10 protein-coding genes are annotated in these 15,077 nt (G+C 48.0%); all 10 read left to right on the top strand.

What is annotated here, in order from left to right; all coding sequences use genetic code 11:
• Nucleotides 1-351: 351 nt before the first annotated feature.
• The 10 genes from LRL21_RS12265 to LRL21_RS12220 all read left to right on the top strand — a co-directional run bounded on the left by LRL21_RS12265 (nt 352) and on the right by LRL21_RS12220 (nt 15,023).
• Complete coding sequence (locus LRL21_RS12265) at nt 352-1,257, top strand: ABC transporter permease (protein WP_240416055.1); 906 nt, start codon at nt 352-354, stop codon at nt 1,255-1,257.
• Nucleotides 1,258-1,259: 2 nt separating this feature from the next.
• Complete coding sequence (locus tag LRL21_RS12260) at nt 1,260-2,129, top strand: carbohydrate ABC transporter permease (RefSeq protein WP_240416054.1); 870 nt, start codon at nt 1,260-1,262, stop codon at nt 2,127-2,129.
• A 67-nt stretch (nt 2,130-2,196) separates the two neighbouring features.
• Nucleotides 2,197-3,774, top strand: a complete 1,578-nt coding sequence (locus tag LRL21_RS12255; RefSeq protein WP_240416053.1) for a type 2 periplasmic-binding domain-containing protein — start codon at nt 2,197-2,199, stop codon at nt 3,772-3,774.
• 80 nt (nt 3,775-3,854) lie between these two features.
• The gene (locus LRL21_RS12250; RefSeq protein ID WP_240416052.1) at nt 3,855-5,960 is read left to right on the top strand and encodes a hypothetical protein; all 2,106 of its coding nucleotides are present in this window, start codon (nt 3,855-3,857) and stop codon (nt 5,958-5,960) included.
• Between the two features lie 568 nt (nt 5,961-6,528).
• Nucleotides 6,529-8,553: an alpha-amylase family protein gene (locus LRL21_RS12245; RefSeq protein WP_240416051.1), complete on the top strand. Its 2,025-nt coding sequence runs from the start codon at nt 6,529-6,531 to the stop codon at nt 8,551-8,553.
• A gap of 29 nt (nt 8,554-8,582) precedes the next feature.
• Nucleotides 8,583-9,593 (top strand): D-2-hydroxyacid dehydrogenase, encoded by a 1,011-nt coding sequence (locus tag LRL21_RS12240; protein WP_240416050.1) that lies wholly within the window; start codon nt 8,583-8,585, stop codon nt 9,591-9,593.
• 23 nt (nt 9,594-9,616) lie between these two features.
• On the top strand, nt 9,617-10,507 hold the full coding sequence (locus tag LRL21_RS12235) for an NAD(P)-dependent oxidoreductase (RefSeq protein ID WP_240416049.1): 891 nt from the start codon (nt 9,617-9,619) through the stop codon (nt 10,505-10,507).
• A gap of 349 nt (nt 10,508-10,856) precedes the next feature.
• Complete coding sequence (locus tag LRL21_RS12230; protein ID WP_240416048.1) at nt 10,857-12,185, top strand: FAD-binding oxidoreductase; 1,329 nt, start codon at nt 10,857-10,859, stop codon at nt 12,183-12,185.
• Nucleotide 12,186: 1 nt separating this feature from the next.
• Complete coding sequence (locus LRL21_RS12225; RefSeq protein WP_240416047.1) at nt 12,187-13,545, top strand: (Fe-S)-binding protein; 1,359 nt, start codon at nt 12,187-12,189, stop codon at nt 13,543-13,545.
• Nucleotides 13,546-13,622: 77 nt separating this feature from the next.
• Entirely contained in the window at nt 13,623-15,023 is a 1,401-nt protein-coding gene (locus LRL21_RS12220) for an FAD-linked oxidase C-terminal domain-containing protein (protein WP_240416145.1), read from the top strand.
• Nucleotides 15,024-15,077 lie beyond the last annotated feature (54 nt).

Here is a 15,077-nt window from a genome sequence, read left to right as displayed (position 1 = left end):
GAAATGTGTAATTTTAACATCATTTTCTTAAAAAGTGGTCTTGTAATGTCTAAAAAACGCGGGATTGAGCATTGTTTGCTCCTTTGAGTAATGTAAGGGTATTTGATTGTACTAAAGACGACACGGGTGGTTATGATGCAGTTGAAGAAGGGAGGTTGCCTATGACTCCGAGAAGGAAGGGGAGGAAATATCTTAAAAATGACGTGGTTAAGAACTTAAAAACGCCTAATTGAGCTATGCTGGTTTAAATAGTATAGTGAAATTGTAAACGAATACAACAAGATCGCTGGGGGGAGTAAGTTGGAAAAAGTCGTAAATCATCGGATGAAAGTTGTTGCAGGAGGTAGTAAAGTGAAAAAAGTCGCAAATCATCGGATGAAAGTATTGTGGCCGTTATATATTATGGCCATTCCGGGCATCATATTTCTTATCGTGTTCAAGTACATTCCGTTGATAGGAACTGTAATCGCATTCAAAGATTATTCCGTGTTTAAAGGGATACTAGATAGTCCTTGGGTGGGGACCCGGCACTTTCAGACACTTATTCAACATCCGGATTTTATCAGGATATTCGGCAATACATTAATGTTAGGTTTTCTCAAAATTTTGTTGGTTTTTCCAGTTCCAGTCTTGCTGGCTCTCATGATCAACGAAATCCGCAAATCGGCGTTGAAGAAAGGAATTCAAACGGCGCTCTACATTCCACACTTTTTGTCTTGGGTCATTATCTCTGGCATCATTTTTGATTTCTTCTCTTTAAGCGGATTGTTCAATGTGGTAATTGGATGGTTTGGTTATGATCCCGTACTTGTCATGCAAGAGGGAGGGTATTTTCGCCTGATCTATGTCATCACATCCATATGGAGGGATGCGGGATGGGGGACTGTTGTTTATATGGCAGCCATCAGCGCGATTGATCCTCAGTTATATGAGTCAGCGATGATTGATGGCGCTTCCAAGATCAAACAACTTCGCCACATTACCTTTCCGCTCCTTTTGCCCACAGTGATGGTGCTATTCTTGCTTGAGATCGGAAATTTCATGGAACTGGGCTTTGATCATGTGTACAATCTGTTGACACCGATGACATATAGTGTTGGAGACATTCTGGATACTTATGTATTTCGAACGGGAATCCAACAAGCACAGTACAGTTTTGCTACTGCTGTCGGCTTGTTCCAGTCGGTTATTGGATTTATCCTTGTATACATTTTTAATAAGCTATCTAGAAAAGTTTCAGATGGGGGGATTTGGTGAATATGTCTGAATCAAGAAGAGAAAAGATATATGTATCGGGAATTACAGCCGCTCTTGTACTGTTGTCAGTCATTGCAATCATTCCGCTTCTGTCTGTCCTCTCCACTTCGGTTAGTTCCAAGAGAGCCGTGGATCTAAATCTGGTCACGATCTGGCCAAGGGAATTTACTTTAGCTTCCTGGGAATATATTGTATACCGTCCCGATCTGTGGAAAGCGTTCTTTCTGACCTTGGGCTCAACATTGATTGGCACGGTATTGGCGCTGATCGTCACCGCATTGCTTGCTTACCCGCTTTCCAAAACTGAGTTCCGCTGGGGTCCAGTGGTTATGGTCGGCGTTGTCATAGCAATGGTATTCAAAGCGCCACTCGTACCCTTCTTTTTGACTGTACGCGGTATAGGACTTTATAATAACCCGTTGGTCCTAATCGTGCCCCATATTTTGAATCCGTTTAATCTAATTATCATGAGGACTTTCTTTAAGCAATTTTCAAAAGAGCTGGAAGAGGCGGCTTTCATTGAGGGATGCGGATACTTCCGGATGCTGTTCCAATTCGTGCTCCCACTGTCCAAGGCAGTACTGGCCACTTTGGCCTTGTTCTACGGTGTTGTGATATGGAACCAATTTCAAACTCCTCTGCTGTTCCTGCAAAATCCTGATTTGTTCCCGCTACAGATCAAAATCCGGCAGTTCATCACCGACGACAGCATCATTATGGCAGGTGCTCCCTCGACAGTTCACATGACCTATAATGAACGAACATTAAGAGCAGCAACCGTTATTTTCGCAATTGTTCCTGTCGTTGCGGTATATCCTTTCCTGCAGAAATACTTTGTCAAGGGAGCCATGATCGGATCGGTTAAAGGATAATATTGATATTGGTTTTATGGCCTAAAGCCTGAAACATATATTAAATTGAATTCAAGGGGGAAAAGGTATGAAAGTCAAGAAACTTGGTATACTCTCCGTGACGGCATCACTTGCATTTTCCGTCATTGCCGGATGTTCCAGTAAAACGGAGTCTCAAGTACCTTCAGCTTCTTCGTTGGATCTGAGCACCACCAATGAAATCGTTGATATCGAAGTATGGAACTCCAACGCCGGCTATAAACCGACTACAAAGGGTAGTAAGATGTATGAATTGTATAAGGAAAAGCTGGGCGTCGGGGTTATCTCTCCTTATGTGGAATGGAACGGAGGTACCAACTACCTGAATCAACTAAACCTGAAAATCGCAGCTAACGAAATGCCTGACCTGTTCGTGCCTTGGAATGGCATCGAAGCAAGCCTTGCCAAGAATGGTGCCATTGCTGATCTGACTGAATTATTACCTAAGTATGCACCTAATGTTTGGGGAGCAATTCCAAAGGACGTATGGGATATCGTCAAGGCTAATGATCCTACCGGTCAGGGCAAAATCTATTATATCCCCGGTGTAACGGACTACGGAAAGTATGCCGGATTGATCCGAAAAGATTGGTTGGACAAGCTGGATCTACCGATGCCGCAGACACTGGACCAATATGTAAAGGTATTGGAAGCGTTCAGGGACAAGGATCCCAACGGGAACGGTCAGAAGGATGAACTTCCGACCGGTGGCAGAGAGCAGGCGGCTTGGATGGATCATCTGTTTGCTCCATTCGGTATTGCCATGTTCGAAGGTAATCCTGATTGGGACCTCTACGATGGTAAGCTTACTTACTCCGCGGTAACTCCGAATATGAAAGCCGCCCTGGAGTTCATCGCCAAGTTGTATAAAGATGGATTAATGGATAAGGAGTCGCTACTGAACAATAAAACGAAGTGGGATGGCAAGATTGAGGGTAACAAGGCTGGAAACTACTTCCACTGGGCGGAAACAGTTGATAAGCGCTTGGAAAATATGGAAAAGAACACTGGAGTTAAGGGTGATTGGTCTGTGCTTCCTGCACTTGAGGCTCCGGGATTTAAGGGCTTCTATACCTGGAAGAGACTTACACCCCCAGCCTGGGTCGTCAAAAACAATAAGGATCAGAAGAAGCTGATGGCTACCTTAAAGCTGTTGAACAACATGTACGACAAGAAGAATTGGAAAGCTCTGTATCTTGGAGCAGAAGGCATGCACTACGTTATGAAAGATGGCAAAGCTTTAAAACTTCCCGATGAAAAGAGCACTCAGGAGAACCTGAATATTCTCGCACCTTATAAAAATCTTGCCACTCTTGATTTCACAAGCGAACTTGTCAAGGATACAACTTCAGATGACAGAGTGTGGGCTACTAACCAGACTCTCCGCGATTTGCAGGAAGCCCAGAAGTACGCCAAGATCATAGCTGGCGATGGTTTACCTGCAAGTATCTATGACGGCTTTGCGGATATTAACAACCGTACGCTTTATGTGGAATACGCCACCAAAATTATTCTTGGTCAGTATCCAATCAGTAAATTCGATGAGTTCGTAGAAAAATGGAATAAATCGGGTGGGGAAGAGGTCACGAAACGCGCCAGAGAATGGTATGTGAAAGTAAAGAAATAACAAAGTCACAGAGTCAAGGTAGAGAAGGCATGTTGTCTTGACAACGTGCCTACTTTTTTACAGCTGAAAGGAAGACGATCATGACAATCACACTGACATTACCGGATCATTCACCAATGCTCAGCTTTGCCATTCGAAGATTGCAAGCAGCAATAATGAATATGGGTGAGACATGTAAGGTTAATGATGCGCAGTCACCTTCTACAGATCACATTATTATCCTTATAAACGATCAGCATGCAAATGGATCTTCTAGTATGACCGCTGCTGCGTCAGTTGGTGCTGAAGGGTTTGAAATTCGCCGTGCATACCATCAAGGTAATCCAGCACTGTTCGTTTTGGCCAGCGATGAGTCCGGCGCCATGTATGGCGTGTTGGAGGTCGCAGAACAGCTTCAGACCCACGGAAATCTAACAGACGTCTCTGAATGTATCATCAACCCTAGATTTCCCTTTCGTGCCGTGAAATTCAATCTTCCTTGGTCAAGCTACCGGAGGAACGAATGCTTCGAATTACAAAAGGGAACGGTCCGTGACCTCGACTTTTGGCAAGCCTTTTTAGACATGATGGCGGAAAACCGCTACAATGTGCTGACTTTATGGTGTCTTCATCCATTCCCTTATATGATTAGGCCTATGAATTTTCCTAAAGCCAGCCTTTTTACGGATGAGGAACTCGCCGATTGGAGGCAGTTTTGGTCATCCCTGTTCCAAATGGCCCATGATCGCGGAATTGAAACGTATTTGATCAACTGGAATATTTTCGTCTCAGAATCGTTTCGGGAGAATTACGACACCAATGCAGTTAGCGACGAGACATTCTACCATCACGGAGATTATTATTCTACCGATCAAATCAAGCAGTATACCCGTGAATGCGTGACGCAGCTCATCGACGAGTATCCCGGACTGGCCGGCTTTGGCATTTCGGTAGGGGAAAGAATGAATGGAATGTCACCTGAGGACCGGCAGGATTGGATTGCCGACGTGTATTTTGAAGGAATGAAGAATGCTGGACGTGCCGTGAAATTTATTCACCGTGCCCCATTCTCCGTTGATCCGCACATTACAAGGACCGCAATTGAAAAAAACGAGTTATTGCCCCAACCGGTATGGGTTGAAGTAAAATTCAATTGGTCCCATGCGTATTCTTCGACGAAGCTTCTGATGACGCACGGAGGTTCTGAAGGTATGGAAGGATATTGGAATCCGGCACCGCAAAATTACAAAGTCACTTGGATGGTCCGAAATGAGGATTTTTTCACCCTGCGCTGGGCTCAGCCAGATTTTATCAGAAAACATCTGTTAGATAATGGCCAGGATTATGTCGGTGGGTATTACATCGGCTCCGAATGTTTTATTCCTGCCTATGATTATTCACATGCCCCTGGGAGTCCACATATCCAATGGACATACGCCTTCGAAAAGCACTGGTTATATTATATGTTATGGGGAAGATTGTTGTATGACCCAACGACATCCGATGATGTTTTTGTGAATGCAATCGAATACCGTTTCGGCAAGTCCGTAGGTCGACCACTGCTTGCGGCTTTTTCGTCGGTTTGTAAAATGCCGATGGCACTTGCTTCGTTTTTTTCTTTCTCTTGGGATTTTACTTTGTATGCGGAGGGATTTCTTGCCACCGATAAGTCCGAGTACAATACAGGGAAAGCCTTTATTTCGCTCGAGGATTTGCTTAACAGCGAACCACTGGATCCCGACTATTTATCGATCCGCAGCTATGTCGACCATATCATCGCCAAAAAGCCGACTGAAGGTTGCATGACACCTCTTCAATTGGCTAATGTACTGGAGAATGACGCTTGCGAAGGCTTAGCGACGCTGTCTTCAATAGACTACGAGTCACCGTCTCTTTGCTGCGAGATGGCCGATATCGAGGCGTGGGCACATTTGGGACTCTATTTCGCAGCTAAACTACGTGCCGGAGTTTGTTACGAGTTATACCTGAGGACCGGGAATGAAGTGGAACGACGGAAAGCCATACAATGGCTGGATTCGCCGAACGCCCTTAAACATTGGGATGATCTAATCCGTGTGACCAATTCCCATTATGTAAAGCAACCGTTGCTGCATCTAGGCAAAACGCCGTTCTCGTGGGAGCTCTTTCGTCCGCAGGTACTTGAGGATATCGGATTTGTCCAGAAACGGATAACCAGCTCGTCTTGACCCAATGGCGGACTTGGACATTATTTATCTTAACCTTGTTCCATGAGTATGCTGTCTCCACGCTTACCACTTTAGTTGTGAGTTAGCTGTTTTGCTTACCACACGATGGACTCTGCTTGGGCATATTTATGTTGATGTCCAAATATACAACAACACAAATTTCGGTTGAAATGATCCCGTTCTATGGAGGAATCCGGAGTGGGGTTCCATTCTCGCGGCATGTTCGGCCCGGAGGTATTTAGGTGTCATGAAAGTATCAGAGGGGGATTCCGAACTTTGGTTAATTTATGGAATTCAGCATTGAATGGTACGCGACAGCAAAATATGTATTCCCGATGGCCCTGACTGGGGTGTCACAGTACAGCTGGAGTGGCTTGAGAAAGTGGAGTAGCAAATTAGTCAACTATAGTAGATGCAAATGGAAAGTCAACTTTAATGCGTTGGATGTATGAGTCGTATAGTTATCATGTAAACGAACACTTCAGATTACAAAATGCTTTAGTGGTTAAATAATGAAGTTTTGGCGTTATACCCCAGAGTTACAAATACAATCTTGGAGGAACAGACTATGGGTTGGTGGGATGAGAAGCCGATGCGGCTGATACAGACTAATTTAAGAGAGATTGACGCTAAGTTGGATATCGACGAGTACATGCGGAGCCTTGAGGAGTTTTCAGTAAACGTCCTGCTGTTTAACGTAGGGGGAATCGTGGCCAACTACCCTTCCGCTCTCGAATTCCATTACGTCAATCCAAATTTGAAGGACGATTTTGCCGGAAAAGTGATTGAACGCGTTCACGAAAAAGGAATGAAGTTTATAGCTCGTTTCGATTTCAGCCGATTAAATGAGGTTTGCGCTTTACCCAATCCCGACTGGCTGTATCGGAGCGTTGAAGGAGAGATCGTAAACTACAACGGTCAGGTGCATACTTGCATCAATGGTTTCTACCAACAAGAATATTCGTTGCAAATATTGAGGGAAGTAGCCGAAAGGTATCCCATTGACGGTATATTCTTCAATATGCACGGTTACGTAACCCATGACTACAGCTACAATTATTACGGGATTTGCCAATGCGGCAGCTGCCAAAAGCGATTTTTCGAGTACACGGGCCATGAACGGCTGCCTATGAAAGAGGATCCGAACGATCCGGTATTCCGGGATTATGAGAAGTTCCGTACCGATACTGTAAGAGAGCTGTTTCTCAAACGGGTTGAGGTTGTTAAGAGCATCAATCCTCATATCGCCGTATGCAACTATACTCATTCAGGCACCGACATCTTCCGAAAGGAATCCAACACGGGGATTAATCGGCCTTTACCGGAATGGAATTACTCGGCTACGGAAAATGTGCGCACCGTTCGGGGCACTTGGGACGGAATGGCCGTAAGCAATTCGGCGGTTCACTTTGTCGATTATGCCATGCGGCATACAGCGGTTTCCCCTCACTTAACCGGGCTGCGGCTGGCGCAAAATCTGGTGAACGGAGGGTGGCTCGATTACTACGTGATCGGTACGCTCATTAATCAAGATGATCGGCTTTGTTTTGATCTGGTTAAAGATATTTTCCGTTTTCATAAAGAAAATGAAGACTACTACACGAACCTCAAATCACTGGCAGAAGTCTGCCTGGTTGTTCCGGAAAGCAGCAGTATCTACGGAAGCAAAGACGAGTTAAAGGGAATCATGAGAATTTTGGCCGAGAACCATGTGACATACGATCTTCTGCATGATAACGAGCTTCAATCTCCACTGATTGACGAGAAACTTGGTCGGTACAAGCTGCTGATCCTTGCCGACCAGCGAAGTATGAGCGATAGTGCTGTGGAGGCCGTCGACCGTTTCGTAGAACAAGGAGGCAAACTCCTTGCTACCGGATTTACCTCTACATGCGATCTTAAAGGACATCCTTTAGGGCATATCCGTCTGCAAAGCATCGGGACAACGGAGTTTGTCCTCAAACCGAAGGTACAGGGGGCTTATTTCCGGATTCGTGAAGAAGACAAGTCGATCCTTCAAAATTTCGAATCAATTGATCTTGTGTACTTGTATGGGGAAGCCTTGGAATGCAAGCTGGAGGAAGGGGCGTCAGGATTCTTCGGGCTGATTCCTTCTTGTATGTTCGGACCGCCGGAGAAATGTTACTTCACCCAGGAGACGGACACGCCTGGTTTGATTTACAATCGCTATGGAAACGGGGAATCCGCCTATATTCCATGGGGAATCGGGTCGCACTATGAAAAACTGAGTAATCATGGCCATGCCCGCCTCTTGATGGCAGCGCTACGGGATGTGCTTGGCCAGCGGGAACCGCTGCAAGTAACCGCTTCGCCGCTCGTGGAAGTATCCTTCCATAAGGGTCCTTCGCGTCGTTTGGTAAGCGCTGTGAATGTATCCGGCCAGCTTGGGACAGCATTCCACGCACCGATACCGGTTCGAGACATTCGATTCACCATCCAAGCAGATTCCGAACCATCGCGTATTTATGGGTTGCGTCGCCCCGGAGATATACCGTATGTCTACAATGATGGACAAGTTTCATTGTGTCTGGATGAGCTTGAATTGTTTGAGACGATTGTGATCGAGGATTAAAGCAGCTAGTAGTCTAAGGAGGCTAATATATGAGGGATATTAAGGTCGTTCTTACAACGGTTGACTATAATGAGGAGCATTATCGCAGATTAGAGCAAGTCTTTGAACCGGCATCGCTCATTCGCTTGCGAAGCGATGATCGCGAAGGCATCTGGCAAGCGCTTGAGGTCGCGGATGTAGCAGTGCTAGCAGGCGATATCCTAGATGAACGATTCTTTCAGGCTCCGCAGCTCCGTTGGATTCACTGCGATCATGCTGGATTAAACAAGAGCGCCCGGCCAGAGCTGTTCGAGCGTGGATTGCTGGTAACGAGCTCAGCGGGGCGGTCGTCCCCCGCACTGGCGGAGCATGCGTTATTTTTTATGCTGGCTCTGGCCTATCGGTATCCGCGCTTTCTTGACGCTCAGCGTGCCCACCGATGGGGAGTGCCCGGCCAGAACGAGCTTCGAGGATTGTACGGACGTACGGTCGGCATCATCGGTATGGGCAACATAGGCGCCGAGCTGGCTGTACGAGCCAAAGCGATGGGCATGCGCGTGCTCGGTTATCGCCGGAGCAGCGCTCCTCCACCTCCCGGAGTCGATCGGCTCTTTTGTGCCGCTGATGGCTATTCGCTCAATGAGCTGCTCGCCGAAAGCGATTTTGTCGTACTGGCCATTCCACTAAGCAATGCGACGCATCACTTGATTGGCCGCAAGGAGCTGACGATGATGAAGCGCACTGCATGCATTATCAATATGGCACGTGGGGCTGTCATTGACGAAGAAGCATTAATTGAGGCTCTATATGCAGGACAAATCGGGGGAGCCGGGCTTGACGCCTTCACGCAGGAGCCTCTGTCCCCGGACAGTCCGCTCTGGGATACGCCGAATACACTGATTACACCGCATACAACACCACAGGTACCCGACCGTACCGGTCGTTCCATCGACATTATAGCTGAGAACGTAAGACGCTATAGACTCGGAGAACCGCTGCTCAATGAACTGATGCCTGAGGATGTATACACGCACACGCTGGAATCGAATGAAAAAAGATGACTTTATCCAAGGGGGAATAAGACATGAAACTTGCATTTATCGGTTTGGGAAATATGGGGCTGCCTATGGCGCGGAATCTGGTAAAAGCCGGGTACGAGGTATACGGAATTAACCGGAGTAAGGGTAGAGAAATTGCGTTTGCGGAGTCCGGGGGGAAAATCGGACTGTCTCTTAAAGAATTGGCACAGCAGGCAGATGTGATCATGACATGCTTGCCGATGCCTGCAGACGTGGAGCAAATGTTCCTTGGCCCCGAAGGAATAGTGGCTAACGGTAAAAAAGGGCAAGCTTTGATCGATTTCAGTACCGTATCGCCGGATCTTTGTGTAAAAATCGCCTCGGCCGCAGAGCAGGCAGGGATGGATTTTCTGGATGCACCGGTCAGCGGTGGAACGGTAGGGGCCGAGCAAGCGACGCTGTCTATCATGGCGGGAGGCAGTGAGCAAGTGTTTGATCAAGTACTTCCTATACTGGAGAATCTGGGAAAAAACATCTATCATGTAGGGAAAATTGGGAACGGAACAGTCGTCAAGCTGTTAAATCAGCTCATGGTCGGAATCCATACCCAAGCTGCGAGCGAAGCGATGGCGCTTGCCGACAAAATGGGCCTGCCCAAAGATATGCTGCATCGGATTCTGAGCAACAGCTTCGCTCAGAGCCGGATATATGACCGGCATTTTACCCAATTTGTTGAAAAGGATGAGTTTCAGCCAGGGTTCGCTCTTAATCTGCTGCACAAGGACCTGGTATTGGTGAAGAAAATGGCGGACGATAACGGTGCAGCATTACCGATAGGTGCTGAGGTAGAGCAACTGATCCATACGGCAAAGGCCGAAGGCTTTGGGGAAAAAGACATGTCTGGCATGTATTTATACATGAGCGAAATGAACGAACAACGGCAGGGAACAAAGTAAAAACTGGCAGTTTTCCTACTAACCACTAGTCTGGATTAAACGAACCGTTTGGTATGACAGCTATTTGCAGATAGTTGATTTTTCGCCTACGGCACTCATTTTTTGATTTCGATATTCCGGTGGGGTGAAGATCATATTTTGTCTCTTGAGTGCCATTTATTTAGAACTTAATATGTGTAAGTGTAGGAGATAGCTCACTTGAAATCCCACGGGTATGGAGATGGTCATAACCATTGCGAGTAACAACTTGATCATTATTATGAACATTATTCATAATATGATCAAGTTTCTACAGAAATTCAAGCGAGGTGAGAACATGCATGAAATGGTCAAGTTAACAACCGATAGAATGGTACAAGATTTGGTCCAAGTGGTTGGATCGGAGAACATTGCGGTTTGTCACTTGGAGAAGGAGCGGCAATATCAGCTTAAGGCTCCGATCGTTGTGTTTCCTGACGAGGAACGGAAGATCGAGCAAATTCTCGGCTGGGCCTGCAAAAACCATGTGCGGGTTGCACCTCAGGGCGGAAGTACAAAAGATGCGTATGGACATCCCGGCGATGGAACGGATGTAATACTGTCGCTAAGAAAAATGTCCGGTATCCTCGAGCATTCCGCCGGGGACCTCATCGTCACCGTGCTTCCGGGAACAACGCTGCATGAGCTTCAGCAAGCTTTAGGTAAGGAGGGGCAGTTTCTACCGCTAGATCCGGCATGGGGGGAGCAATCGACCCTGGGCGGGATTGTCGCCGCCAACGCTTCAGGGCCCAAAAGAGCAATGTACGGGTCAGCAAGAGATTATTTAATCGCATCCCGCATCTGTTATCCAGATGGCTCGCTTATTCGCACGGGGGCAAAGGTCGTCAAAAATGTGGCCGGATACGATATGAACAAGCTATTTATCGGTTCTATGGGAACATTGGGAGTTTTCACCGAACTCACCTTTAAAATCCGGCCTATTCCTGGTTATGCTGGGGCTTTAGCTGTACGTAGTCCGGATTTACTTAAGCTACGCAAGCTGCAAGAAATGTTGCTCGACTCTCAGCTCGAGCCTTCCACAGTGGAATGGGTAAACGGGAGACTTGGGAAACATATATTCGGCAGGGAATTTGAAAGTCCTATGATGTTGGTATCGTTTGAGGACGTGGAACGCTCGGTGCAATTTCAGTTAAGCTGGCTGCTAGAAGCATGTGGCAGCTTAGGAGTTGTGGTGCAGGAGCAGATCTCGGGATATGAAGAAACTCAGGCTGTGATCTCCAGACTGCGTGAGCATCTCCCGAATTCGAACGACATTCCTGACGATAAGCTTGTGGTAATCGTCAAACTGCTCTCTACGATTACAGAAATTCCGGCCATTTACGAGGTCGTGCAAAATTCAGCGGATGTAAGAGGGTTGGAGCTGGACTTCCATGGGGGCCTATATACGGGCATCAGCAGGGCAACAGTTCGGGCGGACTTGGGACAGCAGCAGGAAGTTCTCGAATGGCTTCGTACAGTCGAATCGTTCCTCGGTAGTCTGAACGGTCGTTCGGTGATCGAATTCGCTCCCCTCAAAATCAAGGAGAAGCTGAACGTATGGGGTGCTGAAGCGGAAGATTGGGATTTGATGAAAGGGATCAAACATAAAATCGATCCGAACCGCATCTTGAATCCGGGTCGGTTTGTAGGAGGGATTTGAAGTGTCTCAACAAGACGTTAAATTAAAGCAAGCGGTTCCCCCGGCATGCGATGATGTTTCGTTAATACGTTCCAATTATTTATGGGAGGATGCTCCCGATCCGGATAAATTTTCGCAATGCGTGCATTGCGGCATGTGTCTCGAGGCATGCCCGACCTATCAGGAAACCGGTTTGGAGCCGCATTCTCCGCGAGGACGGGTTTATCTGATCAAATCCGTTGCGGAAGGGAAAATGCAACTGAACGAGTTTTTCAAAAATCCAGTGTCTACTTGTCTGGACTGCCGGGCGTGTGAAACCGCTTGTCCGTCTAACGTTCAAGTGGGGGCGCTGATCGAAGAAGCGAGAGGTCAGCTGTACAAGGCCGATCCTCCAAAAGGCTTCTCGGGTCTGGTTAACAAGCTGTTTCTACATGTTCTGTTCCCGTATCCGTCAAGAATGCAAATGCTGGGCACGCTTCTGAAGGTGTACCAAAAGTCCGGGCTCGCTTTTGTGGCGGATAAACTCGGATTGATGCGTCTCCTTCCTACGCATTTGCGCGAGATGGAGAAGGCGCTGCCGAAGCTTTCGAGGCCCCCGGTGCTGCGTTCCCACCCGGAAACGTTACCTGCCATCGGTGTCAAAAGGGCGAAGGTGGCGGTACTTACGGGCTGTGTCATGGATGTCGTATTCAGTGACGTCAACGAGGCGACAATCCGAGTTCTGCGACGCAACGGCTGCGATGTATGGATTCCGAAAGCGCAAAAATGCTGCGGTGCTTTGCACGTACATGCAGGCGACCGGGATCAAGCGAAGCAATTGGCTCGCCATAATATCGACGTATTTTTATCCGATGACATTGACGCCATTATTGTAAATGCGGCGGGCTGCGGTTCGACGCTGAAGGAATACGAGGAATTGTTCAAAACAGATGAGCGCTACCGCGCCAAGGCGCATTTGTTCAGCGAAAAAATCACGGACGTATCACAGTTTCTGGACCGGCTCGGCTTGATCGCGCCCACAGGGAAGCTCGACATGACGGTCACTTATCACGATGCCTGCCATCTGGCGCACGCGCAAGGTATAAGGGCCGAGCCACGCCGGCTGCTTGCATCCGTTCCCGGCTTACGCATTGTCGATCTGCCCGATGCCGATCGTTGCTGCGGCAGTGCAGGCATCTATAACCTGACGCATCCCGAAATGGCGGGGCAGCTTCTGGACCGCAAGATGAACGACATTCCCAGCGGATGCGATGCGGTGGCTATGGGCAATCCCGGATGTATGATGCAGTTTCAAGTAGGCGTCGTGCGTCATGACCGTACGGAGCAAATTGTCCATACGATTCAACTGCTCGATTGGGCATACGGCAACGAGGAGGGGTAACGTTCATGAACAACAATAAGCATAAGGCATCGAACGGATTCGTCAGTTTCGAGCAGCGCGAGCATTTCATTCGGGCGATGGTAGAAATAAGCGGGCGGGCTGCCGTTCTGCACCGATATGAAGACTTAGTAGCGTACGAATGTGATGGATATACGATTGAAAAATCGCTTCCTGGTGCCGTTGTTTTCCCAAAGTCGACGGAGGAGGTTTCTCGTGTTGTCAAATATTTGTATGAACGGCGAATTCCTTTTTTGCCTAGGGGGGCGGGGACGGGTCTTAGCGGCGGTGCAATAGCACAAGGCGGGGAAGTGATCGTCAGCCTGGTGCGGATGAACAAATTGCTCAGTATCGATTACTTGAACCGCAGGGCGGTCGTTCAGCCGGGTTATATCAATTTGAAGCTGTCCAATTCGATTTCGTCGAAAGGGTACTATTACGCACCAGATCCTTCCAGTCAGGCAACCTGTACTATCGGGGGGAACGTTGGGGAAAACGCTGGCGGAGCACACTGTCTGAAATACGGTGTAACGACCAATCATGTATTGGGACTCGAGCTTGTACTTCCGAACGGAGACATCGTGAAAACCGGAGGCACGCTGGACAGTCCCGGGTATGATTTGCTTGGCATTCTTACCGGATCGGAAGGCACGATGGGCATCGTAACGGAAATTACGGTCCGTATTCTGAAGAAGCCGCAGGGAGTCAAGACGGTACTAGCCTTATACGACGATGTCAATGACGCAAGCAGGGCCGTCTCGGAAATCATTGCTGCTGGCATCGTTCCGGCAGCTCTGGAAATGATGGATAAAGTCGCCATTGAAGGCGTTGAATCGGGCAACTATCCGGTCGGATACCCGAGGGATTTGAGTGCAGTGCTCATTGTCGAAGTCGACGGAATCGAGGAAGGGCTGCAGGATCAGATCGAACACATCATTGCCGTTTGTCAAAGAAACCGGGTGCGGGAGGTGCGCCAGGCGGCCGATATGCAGGAAAGAGGTCGCTGGTGGGCTAACCGGAAAACCGCATTCGGCGCAATGGGCACCATTTCTCCCGATTATCTGGTTCAGGACGGGGTGATCCCGCGCAGCAAGCTTCCCGAAGTTCTGGCGAAGGTCGGCGAGATCAGCGCGAAATACGAGCTGCGCATCGCCAATGTGTTCCACGCTGGTGACGGCAATCTTCATCCACTCATTTTGTTTGATTCCAGGGTTCCCGGAGAGACCGAAAGAGCGGTAGCCGCAGGCTCCGAAGTGCTGAAGGCTTGCGCGGACGTAGGCGGATCCATTACCGGCGAGCATGGAGTAGGCATTGAGAAGATGGAGGATATGCGTTTTATTTTCAATGAACGTGAAATTCAGGCGCAAACGGATATTCGCGACATATTCAACCCGCACGGCTTATGCAACCCGGACAAAGTATTCCCGAAACCTGCCCGTTGTGTAGAAGTTAAGAGTTTTATCTCATCATCCAAGGAATAGCACGCGGAGCTATGAGCTCATCTTGTTCTTTGACAATGAAACCTCTCACACATT

Origin of the sequence: Paenibacillus periandrae (assembly GCF_022458865.1) — a bacterium.
Classification (GTDB): domain Bacteria; phylum Bacillota; class Bacilli; order Paenibacillales; family NBRC-103111; genus Paenibacillus_S; species Paenibacillus_S periandrae.
This window is presented reverse-complemented; position numbering and strand designations above follow the sequence as displayed.

Coding starts and splice junctions, on each gene's coding strand:
- LRL21_RS12250 (WP_240416052.1), top strand. CDS start 3,855: ATGACAATCACACTGACATTACCGGATCATTCACCAATGCTCAGCTTT.
- LRL21_RS12260 (WP_240416054.1), top strand. CDS start 1,260: ATGTCTGAATCAAGAAGAGAAAAGATATATGTATCGGGAATTACAGCC.
- LRL21_RS12255 (WP_240416053.1), top strand. CDS start 2,197: ATGAAAGTCAAGAAACTTGGTATACTCTCCGTGACGGCATCACTTGCA.
- LRL21_RS12240 (WP_240416050.1), top strand. CDS start 8,583: ATGAGGGATATTAAGGTCGTTCTTACAACGGTTGACTATAATGAGGAG.
- LRL21_RS12235 (WP_240416049.1), top strand. CDS start 9,617: ATGAAACTTGCATTTATCGGTTTGGGAAATATGGGGCTGCCTATGGCG.
- LRL21_RS12220 (WP_240416145.1), top strand. CDS start 13,623: ATGGTAGAAATAAGCGGGCGGGCTGCCGTTCTGCACCGATATGAAGAC.
- LRL21_RS12230 (WP_240416048.1), top strand. CDS start 10,857: ATGGTACAAGATTTGGTCCAAGTGGTTGGATCGGAGAACATTGCGGTT.
- LRL21_RS12245 (WP_240416051.1), top strand. CDS start 6,529: ATGGGTTGGTGGGATGAGAAGCCGATGCGGCTGATACAGACTAATTTA.